The sequence below is a fragment of the Enterococcus sp. E4-223 genome (genome assembly GCF_035727065.1).
Taxonomy (GTDB): domain Bacteria; phylum Bacillota; class Bacilli; order Lactobacillales; family Enterococcaceae; genus Enterococcus_B; species Enterococcus_B faecium.
The window spans coordinates 330,767-346,731 of sequence record NZ_JAPMLH010000001.1 but is presented as its reverse complement, the minus strand read 5'-3'; the positions used below and the strand labels follow the sequence as shown (position 1 = coordinate 346,731).

General features: G+C 38.7%; 14 protein-coding genes and 1 pseudogene. 11 read left to right on the top strand and 4 right to left on the bottom strand.

What is annotated here, in order from left to right; translation table 11 throughout:
- The first annotated feature begins 254 nt into the window (after positions 1-254).
- Both OS139_RS01735 and OS139_RS01730 read left to right on the top strand, forming a co-directional pair.
- Complete coding sequence (locus OS139_RS01735; RefSeq protein ID WP_079291926.1) at positions 255-1,256, top strand: AEC family transporter; 1,002 nt, start codon at positions 255-257, stop codon at positions 1,254-1,256.
- Between the two features lie 18 nt (positions 1,257-1,274).
- Positions 1,275-2,294: a 2-hydroxyacid dehydrogenase gene (locus OS139_RS01730; protein ID WP_002299757.1), complete on the top strand. Its 1,020-nt coding sequence runs from the start codon at positions 1,275-1,277 to the stop codon at positions 2,292-2,294.
- A 101-nt stretch (positions 2,295-2,395) separates the two neighbouring features.
- Here the strand turns inward: OS139_RS01730 and OS139_RS01725 are convergent.
- Together OS139_RS01725 and OS139_RS01720 are read right to left on the bottom strand one after the other, a co-directional pair.
- Positions 2,396-3,111 (bottom strand): annotated as a pseudogene (locus tag OS139_RS01725) (response regulator).
- A complete protein-coding gene (locus tag OS139_RS01720) occupies positions 3,080-4,729 on the bottom strand; it encodes an ATP-binding protein (protein WP_325066777.1) in 1,650 nt (549 codons plus the stop codon). Before OS139_RS01720 ends, OS139_RS01725 begins: the two are co-directional and overlap by 32 nt.
- A gap of 174 nt (positions 4,730-4,903) precedes the next feature.
- On the opposite strand from OS139_RS01720, the gene OS139_RS01715 reads away from it, so the two are divergent.
- Positions 4,904-5,428 carry an NfeD family protein gene (locus OS139_RS01715; RefSeq protein ID WP_002331842.1) on the top strand — a complete coding sequence of 175 codons (525 nt, stop codon included), beginning with the start codon at positions 4,904-4,906 and terminating at the stop codon, positions 5,426-5,428.
- Between the two features lie 15 nt (positions 5,429-5,443).
- Complete coding sequence (locus OS139_RS01710) at positions 5,444-6,943, top strand: flotillin family protein (protein ID WP_002306891.1); 1,500 nt, start codon at positions 5,444-5,446, stop codon at positions 6,941-6,943.
- A gap of 87 nt (positions 6,944-7,030) precedes the next feature.
- On the opposite strand, the gene OS139_RS01705 is transcribed toward OS139_RS01710, so the two are convergent.
- Positions 7,031-7,633 carry an FUSC family protein gene (locus OS139_RS01705; protein WP_442784197.1) on the bottom strand — a complete coding sequence of 201 codons (603 nt, stop codon included), beginning with the start codon at positions 7,631-7,633 and terminating at the stop codon, positions 7,031-7,033.
- A gap of 104 nt (positions 7,634-7,737) precedes the next feature.
- Here OS139_RS01705 and OS139_RS01700 point away from each other — a divergent pair, with 104 nt between their 5' ends.
- A complete protein-coding gene (locus OS139_RS01700) occupies positions 7,738-8,694 on the top strand; it encodes an aromatic acid exporter family protein (RefSeq protein WP_002331841.1) in 957 nt (318 codons plus the stop codon).
- 550 nt (positions 8,695-9,244) lie between these two features.
- Here the strand turns inward: OS139_RS01700 and OS139_RS01695 are convergent.
- Positions 9,245-10,201 (bottom strand): Gfo/Idh/MocA family protein, encoded by a 957-nt coding sequence (locus OS139_RS01695; protein ID WP_002297120.1) that lies wholly within the window; start codon positions 10,199-10,201, stop codon positions 9,245-9,247.
- Between the two features lie 173 nt (positions 10,202-10,374).
- Between OS139_RS01695 and OS139_RS01690 the strand changes: the two genes are divergently transcribed.
- The 6 genes from OS139_RS01690 to OS139_RS01665 all read left to right on the top strand — a co-directional run bounded on the left by OS139_RS01690 (position 10,375) and on the right by OS139_RS01665 (position 15,949).
- The gene (locus OS139_RS01690; protein ID WP_002295457.1) at positions 10,375-10,935 is read left to right on the top strand and encodes a hypothetical protein; all 561 of its coding nucleotides are present in this window, start codon (positions 10,375-10,377) and stop codon (positions 10,933-10,935) included.
- A complete protein-coding gene (locus OS139_RS01685) occupies positions 10,928-11,752 on the top strand; it encodes a M15 family metallopeptidase (protein WP_002321179.1) in 825 nt (274 codons plus the stop codon). Before OS139_RS01690 ends, OS139_RS01685 begins: the two co-directional genes overlap by 8 nt.
- Before the next feature lie 9 nt (positions 11,753-11,761).
- Positions 11,762-12,379: a glycoside hydrolase family 73 protein gene (locus OS139_RS01680; RefSeq protein WP_002295461.1), complete on the top strand. Its 618-nt coding sequence runs from the start codon at positions 11,762-11,764 to the stop codon at positions 12,377-12,379.
- Positions 12,380-12,396: 17 nt separating this feature from the next.
- On the top strand, positions 12,397-13,080 hold the full coding sequence (locus OS139_RS01675) for a hydrolase (RefSeq protein WP_002331840.1): 684 nt from the start codon (positions 12,397-12,399) through the stop codon (positions 13,078-13,080).
- A gap of 682 nt (positions 13,081-13,762) precedes the next feature.
- Complete coding sequence (locus OS139_RS01670) at positions 13,763-15,046, top strand: ABC transporter substrate-binding protein (protein WP_002331839.1); 1,284 nt, start codon at positions 13,763-13,765, stop codon at positions 15,044-15,046.
- Between the two features lie 15 nt (positions 15,047-15,061).
- Positions 15,062-15,949, top strand: coding sequence for a carbohydrate ABC transporter permease (locus OS139_RS01665; protein WP_002331838.1), 888 nt, complete (start codon positions 15,062-15,064; stop codon positions 15,947-15,949).
- The last annotated feature ends 16 nt before the right edge of the window (positions 15,950-15,965 follow it).

The window sequence follows — 15,965 nt, the reverse complement described above, 5'->3', positions numbered from 1 at the left end:
TAAACTTCTTAAGTTTGGTTTTAAGGTTTTTTTTGTGTTCTAGTAAAAATCACTTTACATAAGTTTCAAAAGTTTCTTTAATTTCCTATTGTTCAATAAGTAACAATGTAAAGATAAAATTAAAAATGTTAATACGTATTAGCAAAATAAAAGCGTTTTTTTATTGTGAATAAATGAACATAATTAGGAGGAGAAAGATGAACTTATTTGACATTTTTCGATCGACTTTGACAGATATGTCGATTGTCAGTGCAATCACTTCAACAGTTTTTATTATATTATTAGGGTTTGTTTGTAGAAAAAAGGGGATTTTTTCTGAATCTGTTGGAAAAATTCTATCGAAAGTCGTCTTAACAGTGGCTTTGCCAGCACTGGCATTTCGAGCTTTCATGCAAGATATCAATACAGAATTACTGATGCAAGGAATCAATGTCTTGATTTGGGGATTAGTTATTTATATTATTCTTATTCTAGTTTCAAAACCTTTTTTCTTAAGCTATAAAGGGGATAAGCAAACAACGTTGCGTGTCCTGACGATCTTTGGTTCTACGACCTTTTTCGGAACGCCTATCGTCAGTGCGATTTATGGTCCTGTCGGCGTGATGTATTCCTCAATTTTCAATATTGGCTACCGAATCTTTTTGTATTCTTATGGATACATAAAAATGAGTGGCTTGAAGATGGAAGCTAAAAATATCAAAGCGATGTTCGTCAATCCAATCATTATCGCTACTTTTGCCGGCCTTTTCATTTGGCTGTTCCAAGGGTATCTGCCACAAGTGTCAGTTACAGGTGCAGAAGGAGAGATAAGCCAAGTAGCGTTTTTGCGAATTGACCAGACTGCACCGTGGCTATTTCAGCCGATGGATTATTTAGCTGGTTTAAGTTCACCATTGGCGTGGCTAGCAATCGGCGCAACATTAGGTGAAGTAAGCTTCAAAAAAGCTGCATCTGAAAAAACTTCATGGTATTACAGTCTAGTCAAAGTGGTATTTGTACCTGCATTGAATATCGTGATTCTAGCAGTTTTGACGGCAACGAATATTCTACCAGTCAATTTTGAAGCACTGGCAACAATCGTTATCATGATGGCTACACCAGCTGCAACAGTGGCAGCAGCCTATGCTATCAGTTTTGATAGGGAGGCACTTTTAGCCTCCAATGCATCCTTACTGTCAACTATTTTTGCTGTGGTACTGACACCTGTATGGATCGTTGTATTACAAATGATTCATGGCATAGGTTTATTTTCATAAGAAATGGAGGAAGAAAGTATGAGAATCGCATGTTACGGTGTTCGTCCGAACGAGATAGATTTTTTTGAAAAATTGAATATTTACCATTATGATCTCAGTCTTTATGAAGAACTGTTGACACATGACAATATCGTGTCAGCAAAGGACCATGATGCTGTATTGTTGAGGGGAAATTGTATAGCAGATGAGACCAATCTTGCAAAAATGCAGGAATATGGGATTTGTTATGTTTTTACACGGACTGTGGGAGTCAATCATATCGATCTACAAGCGGCAGCTGATTTTGGTATGACAGTAGCCCGTGTACCATCGTATTCGCCAAATGCGATAGCAGAGTTATCTTTGACTTTTGCCATGATGCTTTTGAGAAATACTGCGTATACGACGATCCGAACATCTTTCAAAGATTTTCGAGTGGATGAGCAAATGTTTAGTCGTGAAATCAGAAATTGCACAGTAGGGATCATAGGAACAGGCAGGATAGGGTTGACGGAAGCTGTTTTGTTTAAGGGACTAGGAGCCAAAGTTATCGGCTACGATATTCATCAGACAGAAGCTGCTAAAAAAGTATTGACGTTCCACTCGCTTGAAGAGTTATTAGCCAAAAGCGATATCGTCAGTATTCATGTACCTCATATCCCAGGTGAAAACGATCAAATGATCAATGAAGGATTTTTAGCTCAAATGAAAAAAGGCAGCATCTTGATCAATACAGCCCGTGGAGAGCTTCAAGATAATGAAGCTATTTTAAGAGCTTTGAAAAGCAATCATTTAGCTGGTTTTGCAACCGATGTTTTTGCAAATGAAACAGAGGTTTTTTTCCGATCCTTCAAGCCATGGGAGACGATTCCAGACCCTGCTATCCAGCAATTAGTAGAAATGTACCCTAGAGTTCTTGTAACCCCGCATGTAGGTTCAAATACAGATGAGGCATTATCAAATATGATTTCGACAAGTTTCGAGAACTTTCGTGAAATAATAGAAACTGGAAAAACGAAAAATGAGGTATCTCTTCCTAAAGCCCGTCAATTAAGATAAGAAAACATGGATATTCGTCAATAAAATGTTTAAAAATAGTCCAAGTAAACAGTTGTTACTTCTGTATACTTGGACTATTTTGTATGGGATAATTCGATGACTCAACAGTAATCTGTGAGCTTTTTCCGCCCATTCTTTGTCAATTCATAACAGGTTAGCGGCCGGCCGATTTCCAAATATTTGATTCTTTCGTTCAATATATCTTGCTCTACCAAAAAATTCAAATATTTCTTGACTGATATACGTGACAGTGAGCTTTTTTGAGCCAGTTCTTTTGTTGAAAAAATAGTATCTTCTTTTAGAATAAATGCACTTATTTTTTTAAAGTCAGTTTTGACAGACCTTTAGGCAAATCGATGAATGATGGTATTTCGTGAATGGGAGTGGTGTGGTTGAATACTTGATCGATCAATTTCTGATCGGCTTTTTCAGTCGTTTGGATTGTCTGAGAGAAAGCAAGATACTTTTCGATCGCCAGCTGAAAACGTTGCAAAGTGAACGGTTTGATCAAATAATCTAAGGCACCGTAGCGGATCACATTCTTTATGGTTTCGATATCATCTGCAGCAGTGATCAAAATCACTGGGATATCATTTCCTTGCTGTCTAAGCCAAGATAAAAAATGGATACCACTTTCGCCAGGCATGTATACATCAAGCAGCAGCAGATCTGCGTTTTTTTGTCTGAAATATTTTTTTCCTTCTTCTACATTTCTGAAACTTTCGATTACGTTCATATTAGGGATGCTTTCCACAAAAGTACGATTCAATTCTGCAACCATTGGATCATCTTCGATTATCAGGACATTTGTCATCATTTTGATCTTCCTTTTTTGGTAATTCTAGATAGACGATTGTACCGCCATTTGTTTGTTTAGAAAATTCTAAAAATCCACCGTGGCGTTTGACGATTGAATGGATGAGATTCAACCCAAACCCACGATTGATTCCCTTCGTCGAAAAACCTAGCGTAAATATTTTTTCTGAGATTTCTTCTGATATCCCGACACCGTCATCGCAGACGGTCACGATGAATACTTCAGCTTCTGTGTCATAGTTTAAATGAATCCGGACCTGTCCGTTTCTTTCATGTTTTTGTAGCACGGCTTCTTTTGCATTATCAAGTAAGTTCCCTAACACTTGCAAAAGTGAATGGATGGAGTCATCCATCTCCATTTTAGGGATAAAAGAATCGCTTTCTAACAGCATTTCAACAGATTGTTCTTTGGCTTCGTTTATTTTGCCTAATAAAAAACCGGCAATTGCAGGAACTTTGATCAGACTTGAGACTTGGCCAATCTCTTTTTTATAATTTTGATTTAGCTGCTGGATAAAATGGGTGACTTCTTCATACTTCTTCAAATCAATCAAACCAGAAATGACATGAAGTTTATTCATGAATTCATGGGTTTGAGCTCTCATGGAGTTTATATATTGTTTCGTCCCCCCAAGCTCCTCCATTAATTTCATTACTTCTGATCGATTTCGTAAAGTTGCGACTGCTCCTAAAAAACGGTCATTGCTAAAAAGAGGTGTAACGCTAGAAATAGTTTCTATCCCATTTAAATACATGGATTGAGTCCGAACGCTCGTTTGATGCTCAATCGTCTCTTTAAACAAAACGTCATATAGATTATCACTGATTTTTTTTCCTACTTCGAAATCCAATAGCTGCTCTGTTTGGTAGAAAATGTTTTTTGCAGGTGTATTGATCAAGAGGATAGTTTTATCAGAAGAGATGGCTAAGATTCCTTCATCTACTTCATTTTCGATAATCGTTTTTTCACTTAACTGTTCTGCTATTTCTTGTGGTTCAAGTCCAAGCAGTACTTTTTTCATTTTTTGGGCAAGAAAAACGGCGCCTATGATGCCTACGCTAAGTCCGATAATCAATGAAAAAACAATCATTTTTTGTCCATCTTTGACTTGATTGTCAATCGTGTTGTTTGTTAAGCCAACACAAACTGCACCAATAATCTCTTGATCATAATAAATAGGGACGAAATAGCGGAAGCCGAACCCTAACATTCCTTCTTTTTCAGAGAAAAATTCTTGTCCTCCAATCACTTTTTTCACATCTTCATGACTTGAGAAAGAAAGACCGATGTAACTTGGGTCTGCGTGAGAATATCGAATGCCTTCAGGGTCCATGACAACGATAAAATCTAAATTCGATGCAATCATGATTTCATTTGTTATTCCTTGAATCGCATGTGTCGGGTCACCAGTCTGCAGCTTTTTTTGGATGAGTTTATCATTGGCAACGATTTTAGCAATGCTAGAGATTTTATCTGACACACTAGATCGGTTCATCGAAAGAATAAAATTCCTGATCAATATGGCAGAAACAATCAAAGAAACGAATGTGGAGAAACAAACGACAAGGATGATCGTGTTCTGGAGCTTTAATGGTTTTTTCTTAAAAAAAGGAAACATAGGCTACCTCGAAAGAATTTATTGTGAAAATTTTAACATGAAAACAAAAATTTAACAAATTGTCAACGATAAACACAACCTTCCTATAAAAAACACCACTGAGTCGGTAAAAGAAGCTATACAGAGTTTTCAAACATTGGTATGATAGACGTAGAAATGGAAGGAGGCGTGTATATGATAGGGGGAATCGCACTTGAGACGATTTATTGGTATACATTGCTGATTTGTGCAGGATTGGCAGTCCTATTGATTATTTTTGGAGATGTATTCGATTTTGATGGCCCGCTTGATCCGATGCTTATTATCCCTTGGTTAACTTTCACAAGCTTGTTTGGTTTTCTAGGTGAGCGTTTAACAGATCAATCATCTTTATTTTTATTTATTGCTAGTGGAGGCATATCGATAGTGTTGGTATTTTTGCTTAATTTCTATATATTGATGCCGATGAAACATGCCGAATCAACGATGTCGTCTTCTGAAAAAACTCTGGAAGGACAAGTAGCTGTTGTGATCACACCGATCCCTATACGAGGTATGGGAGAAATTCAGTTGAAAAGTGTTACCGGTTCCATTAGTCGTCCAGCTTGTTTTTACAGCCCCCAAGAACAGACAGCTGAGCGGGGAACGAAAGTATTGATCATTGAGATCAAGGAAAGAATCTGTTATGTCATGCCTTATGAAAGCATGATAAAAGCTTAAAGGAGCGTGTGTTAAATGGAAATACCAGTTGTTTTTATCGCGATCGCAATTGCAGCTTTGATTTTACTGATGTTGCTGATCGTCTTTGTAGCGAAGTACCAGACAGCAAAACCGGATGAAGCGTTGATCATCAGTGGAAGTTATTTAGGAAGCAAAAATGTGCACATTGATGAAAGCAATAACAAAATCAAAATTGTGCGTGGAGGTGGCGCATTCGTCTTGCCGGTTTTTCAACGTTCGAATCGGATCAGTCTATTATCGAGTAAATTGGACGTCTCCACCCCTGAAGTGTATACGGAACAAGGCGTACCGGTGATGTGTGATGGTACTTCGATCATCAAAATCGGTTCATCTGTAGAAGAGATTGCTACAGCAGCAGAACAGTTTTTAGGCAAGACAAGAGAAGAACTGGAAAATGAAGCAAGAGAAGTATTAGAAGGACACTTGCGCTCGATTCTTGGTTCTATGACTGTAGAAGAAATCTATCAAAATCGCGATAAGTTCAGTCAAAGCGTACAAGAAGTCGCTTCTGTAGACCTTGCAAAAATGGGGTTGATCATCGTTTCTTTCACTATCAAAGAGGTCAGAGACAAAAACGGTTATCTTGACTCTTTAGGGAAACCAAGAATCGCCCAAGTCAAAAGAGATGCAGATATAGCAGAAGCGGAAGCTCTAAAAGAAACGCGTATCAAAAAAGCTCAAGCAGAAAAAGAATCACAAGCAGCTGAATTACAGCGACAAACAGAGATCGCAGAATCATTAAAAGAAAAAGAACTGAAATTAGCAACCTACAAACAAGAACAAGATGTTGCTAAAGCAAAAGCAGACCAAGCCTACAATTTAGAAAGTGCCCGAGCACAACAACAAGTAATCGAACAGGAAATGCAGATTAAAATCGTAGAACGTCAAAAACAAATCGAACTGGAAGAAAAAGAAATCACACGTCGTGAAAAGCAATATGATTCGGAAGTGAAGAAAAAAGCAGATGCCGATCGGTACGCTAAAGAACAAGAAGCACAAGCTCAAAAAGTCAAAGAAGTGACTGAAGCCGAAGCAGAACGATTCCGTGTGGAAGCACTGGCAGAAGCGGAAGCCAATAAGACACGTTTAGCTGGACAAGCAGAAGCCGAAGCAGCACTAGCAAAAGGAAAAGCCGAAGCCGAAGCAAAACAAAAGATCGCCAATGCCTTCAAGGAATATGGCGAAGCAGCTGTCTTGAGCATGGTTATCGATATGTTACCGCAATTGATGCGCGAAGCAGCACAGCCGCTAGGAAATATCGAAAAAATCTCTGTTGTCGATACAGGAAGCAGCTCAGGAGAAACCAGTGGAGCGAACCGAGTGACAAATTATGCTACAAACTTGCTTTCTACTACTCAAGAAACATTAAAAGCGACAACAGGACTTGACTTGAAGGAAATCGTAGAGAATTTGTCGACACGTGGGACTACTAGCCAAGTAAATATGTATGAAGCACCAAAAGAGGCAGAACAAAACTCGATGAAGGAAGAATAAAGTAGTACACTTCACCGTTCAATCAAAAATGGAGGAAGACTTTTTAAAGTTCTTCTCTCCATTTTTTTATTTTATTGCAAAAGAAAATTAGTCCTCGCTATTTTTCTTTTGTTTCTGGATCTTAGCTTCTATCTCTTGTAAATTTGTTCTTAGCAATCGTTCTTTCTTTTGGAGTTCGACCAAATCTTCTGATAGTTCTTCCTTCTTTTCTGTTTCAGGAGGACGAAGAAAGAAATTGATACCGATTGCAATGAATGTCCCTATAAAAATATCTAGTACACGTTGGATAGCATACAAAGCGGATTCGCCTTGAGGGATGCTCAACGCAATCAGCAACAACGTAGCGATTGCGGAAATGATACCGGAATTATTGTTAATACCATCTGACACGACGATCACAATAATAACTAGAATAGGAAGCAAGATCAATTCTACCAAAAAATCATTGTGAAAATAGCTTTTGACAAAAAAATAAATGATAGCTAATGTACCACCTAATGTATTGCCGATGATCCTAGACTTTCCAAAAGAAACGGTTGTAGTCAAGTCCTGACGCAAAGAAAAAACAGCAGATAATGCAGCAATCATCGGGATTCCTCGTTGAGTCAAATGAAAAAACAAGATACATAAAAAAACAGCTAAGGCACTTTTGATCGTACGCATACCTAGTCGAAAACGGCCAAATTGCATAGAGATTCTCCTTTTTGGTCTTTTTACTATCATACCTAAACTTTTGTCTGATAGCTAGTTTTTCATTATTCAAGTATAATTAAAATAAAAAAAGGGGGAAGTAAATGCGTATAGGAATGCGAACAGTCAAAACAGTGATCAGTGTCTTCTTTTCGATGGTCACAGCGGGTAGCTTATCGCTGTTGTATTGGCCAGCTGCAGGGATCATTGCATTATTAAGTATAGGAAATACCAAGCGCTCTACATTGCGTACGGGCATGAATCGAATCGCAGCTTTTATATTAGCTACGGCAACAGCACTGTTCAGTTTTTTTGCTGTTGGGTATACTATTTTTGGCTTCAGTCTTTTTTTATTCCTGTTCATCCCGCTTGCCTCTCGCTTCAAATTAACCGAAGGGATCGTAGTAAATTCGGTTTTGGTCACTCATTATTTAGTGGAGGAAAACATGTCTTGGCAGCTGATCGGCAATGAAGCGGGATTAATGGCGATTGGATTAGTATTTGCTTTGCTTGCAAATGTTTACATGCCAGATCGTACGAAGCAGCTGAAGGAAAACCAAATACAGATCGAAAAAGAATTTCGAAATATTTTGAGACAAATGGCAGAATTTCTTTTATCAGAAAATAAAGAAGATGTGCAGATCAAATGCGAACATTTACTGACATTCATTCGCGAAAGCCAAGAAGATGCCAGAGAACATCAAGAAAACTACTGGCTCAGACAGCCGCTATACTACGAAACTTACTTCTCTATGAGAAGAGCACAGGCCAATGTGATTAAAGACATGCTGGAAAATCTAGAGAGAATCCAGCAACCAGCTTATTATGGAAAACATATCTATGGTTTATTGATTTATACTGCAGAAACATTTTCAGAGTCAAATGATGGCAGACAAATTTTAGCACGTATTGAAGAAGTTTATGTATTGTATCGGCAAATGCCTCTGCCGACTAGTCGCCCTGAATTCGAGGATCGAGCAGAATTGTTCCAGTTTTTGCAGTCTTTTAAAAGTTTTATTGAAATCAAGGCAGAATTCTCCCAACAAAAAATCCAAAAATAGAGGTTGTGAATTCAGCTAATATTCAGGTCAAAAAGCTGATTTCACAACCTCTTCCTTAAACGGTGTTCTCCTGCCAACTCCTCGGTCACAAGTTACAATATTCAACAAACATGAGAAGCTGTTTTTTGAAATTGCTCCTTGTGACTCGGAGCTGAACGGCAGGCTCACGACCTCTTCCTTAAACGGTGTTCTCCTGTCAACTCCTCGGTCACAAGTTACAATATTCAACAAACATGAGAAGCTGTTTTTTGAAATTGCTCCTTGTGACTCGGAGCTGAACGGTAGGCTCACGACCTCTTCCTTAAACGGTGTTCTCCTGCCAACTCCTCGGTCACAAGTCACAATATTCAACAAACATGAGAAGCTGTTTTTTGAAATTGCTCCTTGTGACTCGGAGCTGAACGGCAGGCTCACAACCTCTTTCTTAAACGGTGTTCAAAAGCTTGCCTCTGCGGTAATAAGTCCAGCCAAACGAAAAATAGGAGGAGCTATTTTTGTTTGGCTGTTCTTATTACTTGATGCAGAACAGCTTTTTCACAACCTTTTAAAATTACATATTTTTCCATAGAACTTGCATTTGATCCAAGATTTCGATGACATCTTTTGTCAAGAAGAGAGAGCGATTGGGCAAGTCACCTTCAATCATGTGTACCATATTCTTTATTTCGTAATTCATTGCTTCAGATGTATTCCCGCTTTCGATGAATTCCTTTGTACCATCTGTAAATAAGATCTCCGCACGATCAGCACGCGGGTAATCTGCAATCGTCACATAACCGTTCTCAAAGGCAACGATACCGACTTTTGGCATTTTTGCCTGAAAAGTCAAGCTGACAGCAGCAAGTTCATTTTCTTTGTTACGCAAGATAGTGACGGATTGTTCGTCCACGCCTGTTTCAAAAGGAACCATTGTAGAGGCAACTACTTCAGGTTGAGAGCTCAAAAAGAAACGAGCGAAAGATACAGCATACGTACCGATATCCAACAGAGCTCCTCCAGCTAATTCTGGATTGAAGAACCGGTTTTTAGGGTCTGGTTCTTTGTAACTGCCGAAAGGTGCTTGGATCATTTTTAAAGCCCCCAGTTTTCCTGTATCCATTATTGAGCGTAACTGCTGATAAAGTGGCATGTTGAAGATTGTCATCGCTTCTGCTAAGATCAAATTCTTTTCTTCTGCTAAGCGCATAGCGTCAGCCAGTTCTTTTTTATTCATCGTGATGGCTTTTTCACATAGAACGTGTTTGCCTGCTTCCAATGCTGCCAAGATATGGTCGATATGCTGTCTATTTGGTACAGCAATGTACACGATGTCGATTTCAGCATCGTCTAACATTTCTTGATAGCTTCCGTAAGCTTTTGGAATGTTGTAACGGTGAGCGAAGTTTTCCGCTTTTTCTGAAGTTCTGGAAGCAACTGCTGTTAGTTCGCTCGTCTCTTGATTGAAGCTTTCGGCAAACTCATGTGCAATGGTACCGAGACCCACGATTCCCCATTGATATTTTTTCATCTGAAAACGCTCCTTCATAGTTGGATTGAGTTTCTTGTCTGTCTATTATTATAACAAAAATCACGAAGAATAAAGGGGAGAGGACTTGAAACATTAAAAAAAATGAAAGCAGCGATTTAAGAGGTGCTTTTTGATCAAAACTTAAGTAGAATAGTTAAAAGGAGGGGATAAACGTGCATCAAGTATATATTGATCTTATTATGAGTGTATTATTAGAACAGTTTGAAACTGAAAAAAATTTTTTAGATGAATACTTGCTGATCAGTCCAGAACAATGGCAAAAATGGAAAGATGGCGAGAAAAACCTGCCATCTGAAGCGATGCAGAAAGTAAAAAATCTTTTCACTGATTATGAATGGATGCTAACGCAAAAGATTTTGCGTCAAACGATTATTTTTCCCGAAAAACGAAACGTTGCCGTTGCAGAGTACAAGCAAATCAAAACACGCATCGCGCAAAAATGGCTTAGCAGCAAAGCAGCAAAAGTCGAGCTGATCCCTTTGAAAAATAATCAGCAGGCTGGTAGATACCTTGACTTGAAAGTAAGTATTCAATATGATGAATGGGGCTATGATGATATTTTGAATTTTCGTCTGCCAGCAGATGTTCAAAAACAGATCGAAGGAGAAAAAATCGAACTTCTCGATTGGGTGAATGAAAATCTGGAAGAAACTTACGTTCATGAGGCGAATGGGGAACGTGAAGAACAACGAAAGGATTTTTCAAGTGAATAAATTTTTAGGATTTGGAGCAGTTGTGATTATGATCGCAGCAATGGGCTATGTTATTTTTAGCGATGATGATTCGCATGTTCAAGCCGGCAATCAAGCAGTCGAACGAACAAGCACCAAAACAACTGCTAGTAAAGAAAAGAACAGTCAAACAACCAGCAGCAAGGTAAAGGACAAAGAAACAAAAGATCGTACGTCCAAACAATTGCCAGATGTTAAAACAGACGATTGGAAGCTAGTTTTGGTTGGTCCAGATCACAAATTAGAAAAAGAAATCGATGAGTCTACTCAATTGGCATCATTAAGTAACGGATACTTGATCGACAAACGCATTGCTCCAGAATATGAAGCATTTGCCAAGGCTGCTGAAGCAGCTGGATTTCCATTAGTGATGGTCTCAGCTTACCGGTCTGTATCATCCCAACAACAAGTTTTCGAACAAAATGTCCAAGATGTGATGAGTCGTCAAGGTGTATCAGAAGAGGAGGCGACAAAGATTACTAAAGAAACGATTACGGAGCCAGGATACAGCGAACACCACACAGGTCTGGCAGTCGATGTCGTCGATCAAAACTGGTACAACAGTTATCCTTCTACTGTATTGGATGCAAGTTACGGAGATCAGCCTGGAGCTAAATGGATCGCAGATAATGCTGCGCAGTATGGATTTATCGTTCGTTATCCAAAAGGACACGAAGATATAACTAAGATCACATATGAACCTTGGCACTTACGTTATGTCGGTAAAGAAAATGCTGAGTATATCACCAAACACCAATTGACGCTAGAAGAATATCTGAATGAATTAAATGAAAAGTAGGAATTGATCATGGCGAAAAAAAAGTGGAAAAAGCAAAAGCGCAAGAATATCCGTTGGCCAGCAGTGGTTGCCGGTGTAGCAGTGATACTCTTAGCCTTTGTTTTTTCCTTGAAGAATCTGTCTTCTCCTTTTACTGATAATCAGCAAGAAAATGAAGCGCAATCCCATCAGCAATTTATTGAACGGCTTGTTCCGCATGCCCAAGAACTACAAGATGGTTATGGAGTGCTTCCTAGTATCATTTTAGGACAAGCTATATTAGAATCAAATTGGGGAAAAAGTACCTTGGCTAGCAAATACAATAATCTTTTCGGGATCAAGGCTTATGGGGATCAGAAGAAAGTAAGCCTGGAAACAAAGGAATTTGTTAACGAAGAATGGATAACTATCCAAGGAGACTTCAAAGTGTATGATTCATGGGAACAGTCCATGGATGACCATACACAACTGTTCGTCCAAGGAGTAGATTGGAATCCTGCGCTGTATGAAAAAGTGATTACGGCCACCAACTATCAGGAAGCCGCACAAGCATTGCAAGATGCAGGTTATGCGACAGACCCCGGTTATGCGCAAAAAATCATCCAGGTCATCGAGACGTATCAATTGAATCAGTATGACCGGAGATAGCAAAGGAGAAGTGGCTGATGGCAGAACAATTTACGCCAGAAATCATGACGGAATTGAGAAAAGATATCGTAAGAGTACCGGAAATCATTTTAGAAGCAAGCGGGATCAAGATATTTGGAAAATTGATCCGTTCGATCATCTTTACTACGGATATTGCGATCATACGTAATACAAATGCGAATGCAGTAATTGCTGTGTATCCTTTTACACCTCATCCAGCGATTACTAAAAGCATTATTGAGGCAGCTGACATTCCAGTTTTCTCCGGTGTAGGTGGTGGTTTGACACAAGGTGCTCGTTCTTCCTACATGAGCATGTTCGCAGAAGCGCAAGGTTCGTTAGGGGTCGTTTTGAACGGTCCTACGCCTTTAGAGACAGTAAAAGAAGTTTGTCGAGTAGTTGATATTCCAGTTATCAGTACGGTAACGTCGAAATATACAGAAATAGATGAAAAGTTAGCAGCTGGTATTTCGATTATCAATATCAGTGCAGGTAAAGAAACTGCAGACGCAGTACGCCATTTTCGTAAAAAATATCCTGAACTTCCTATCATTGCGACAGGTGGTCCAACGGAAGAAAGTATTGCTGAGACCATTCAAGCAGGAGCAAATGCCATCACATATACGCCACCAAGTAGCGGAGAGCTTTTTAGTCGTAAAATGGAAAAATATCGGGAAACTGAGAAAAAGAATCATGAATAACAGGTGAGAATCAAAAGACGAGGAAGAGCAGATAGTGGCTCTTCCTCGTCTTTTGTACTCCAGTACTATTTGTTCAGAATTCAAAAAAAAGAGAAATTTTTTTGTTTTTTTATCTGTAATGTACATAAGAAGAGTTAAAACCTTTTGTTATTATTAGCATTCTAACAAAAAAATGTCTTGATTTATTGAAGCGCTTTCTATAGAATGAAAAACGAATAAAAACTAAAAAAGGCACCCGACAATTTAGTAGCAGCTAAATTGTCGGGGCTTGAAAAGTCAGCGGGAACTGACCAATCAAGTTGCCATAGTCAATGCTTGTGCATCGACGTGTATATTGTACCTAATTTCATACAGAATTACTAGTTATTTTTCTGTTTTTTAGGGAAGAGCGTACACGAAGAAGCATGCTTATTTAGCTATGTCAAGGATATTGGGCAGTTGTCTGATATCCTTTTTTCTTTGCGTAATTATCCTCCCATCATTGAAGCAAGAAGTGTTTTTAGCGATGAAAGAAGAATCAGCACTATCTAATTTTCCTTGAAAGTATTGAGTTGTTCATCCTAGGCAGAACGATAAGGCAAGTCTTGGTTTTTATTCCCCTTGAAAAAGATCGTTTAATAAATATGTTCTGTATAAAAATACAGTATATTGAAAAATAACAATGGAAGTAGAGGTGCAGAGAATGAAGAAAAGAATGAGAATCATCTTAGCTTTAAGTGTTATGTTATTCTTCTTGACGGCTTGTGGGCAAGAAGATGACAAAAAAATCACGCTGAACATGGCTTGGTGGGGTTCGCAAGTCCGACACGATGCAACAGTAAAAGTAATCGAGCTTTATGAAGAAAAAAATCCCCATGTGACGATCGATTATGAATTTTATGATTATGAAGGATATTACACAAAATTAAGTACACTAGCAGCATCAGATGATATCTGGGACATTTTCCAACTGAACAATCAATTTCCTCAATACATCAATCAGATTGAACCATTAGATGAATATGTGGAGCAAGGGATAATTGATATTTCTAATGCAGATGAATCCTATTTAGCAACGACGACTTACGATGGGCAATTAGTTGGACTGTCTAACGGGGTGAATTCGTTTGCGATTGCTTACAATAAAAATATATTTGAACAATTAAATATCCCTGAACCTGCTTCAAATTGGACATGGGATGAATTTGAACAAATCAGCTATCAAATCACTGAAGAATTAGGAATCTATGCTATTTCAAGATTCGAAGATTTTATAGCTGGCTGTATTATTCAAATACCACAAGTTGAGAAAGGATTGAATTTTTATAATCGGGAAGATCTATCTAACAGCTTGGGATTTGAAAATCCAGACTATCTAACAGATTTTTTCCAGCTGCGTAAAAATCTGGTAGACAAAGGTGCCCATCCGGAACCAGGTGGTGGAGCTGCAAGTACGACGGATCTGTCTTTTCAGGCGGTTAGGGATAGAGAAGCGGCAATGGTGTTTCTATCAAGTAACCAGTTGACAGAAATATTGTCAGGAGCGCCTGAAGATATGGAGATTCAGTTGATTAATCCACCTCGCAGAAAAGCAGATGGAGAATCTGGTATCCCTTTACGTTCTTCGCAAATGCTGAGTATGGCAAAAAGCTCAGCCCATAAAGAAGAAGCTGCTAAGTTTATTGATTTCTTTCAAAACAGTGAAGAAGCCAATGAAATTTTAAAAGGAGAACGTGGTGTGCCAATCATGTCGAATATTCGAGAACAGCTCGCTCGTGCAGATGATGCAACTTTGCAAGCGACATTTGACTATTTAGAAATGATTTCCGATATGGACAACGGCGAAGTGAATGTCTTTGATAGTGCTTTGAATCCGGAAATTCAAGACCAATACAATCTTTTAGTTGAAAAAGTCATTTATGAAGAAGTAACAGCAGAAGAAGCAGCAGAGAGTCTTTATGAGTTTGCGTCAAACATTCTAGGATAGCAGCAGGAGGAAGGCATGAAAAAAGAAAAACTAAAACGGTTCTTGGATCAAGACAATGTGGTCGGTTACGTATTTGCTTCTCCATTCATCCTAGGATTTCTATTGATAACAGTGATACCGATGATCTTGTCACTTTATTATTCGTTCACCGATTATCGTTTGGGAAATCCAGTCTCATGGATCGGCTTGGATAATTATATAAAGATGCTGAGTGATGCCCGTTTTTTGAACTCCATCCGAGTCACTTTTCTCTATGTATTTGCATCTGTACCTGTGAAACTGATCTTTGGTCTATTGATTGCTTATCTTTTAACGAGGAATATCAAAGGAACGACTTTCTTTCGTTCTTTGTATTATGTGCCTAGTTTGATCGGTGGCAGTATTTCTATCGCTCTAGTTTGGCGGGAGTTGTTTTCTAAAAACGGGTTAGTGAATATTTTTCTGGAACGATTAGGCGCACCTGCGCTTTCCTGGTTTAGCGATCAAAAACTGGTCATGATCCCTCTTGTTTTGATGTCTGCTTGGCAATTCGGTTCGGCAATGATCATCTTTGCTGCAGGTATCAAAGAGATCCCAGGCTCGTATTATGAAGCGGCAGAGATCGATGGAGCGAACAAATGGCAGACGTTTTACAAGATTACGTTACCTCTTCTTTCGCCGATCATTTTGTATAACTTGGTTATGCAGACAATCGCGGTGTTTATGACTTTTACGCAGGCATTTATCATTACCCAAGGTGGTCCGAATGATGCCACGAACTTTTATGCTCTTTATGTGTATAACCAAGCTTTTTCTTTTAATTCTATGGGGTATGCTAGTGCTATTTCGTGGATCATGCTGTTGATTATGGGAGCTGTCACCTTTCTGATTTTCAAATCATCAAAAAAATGGGTCGTTGTGTGAATGAGAGGAGGAAGAA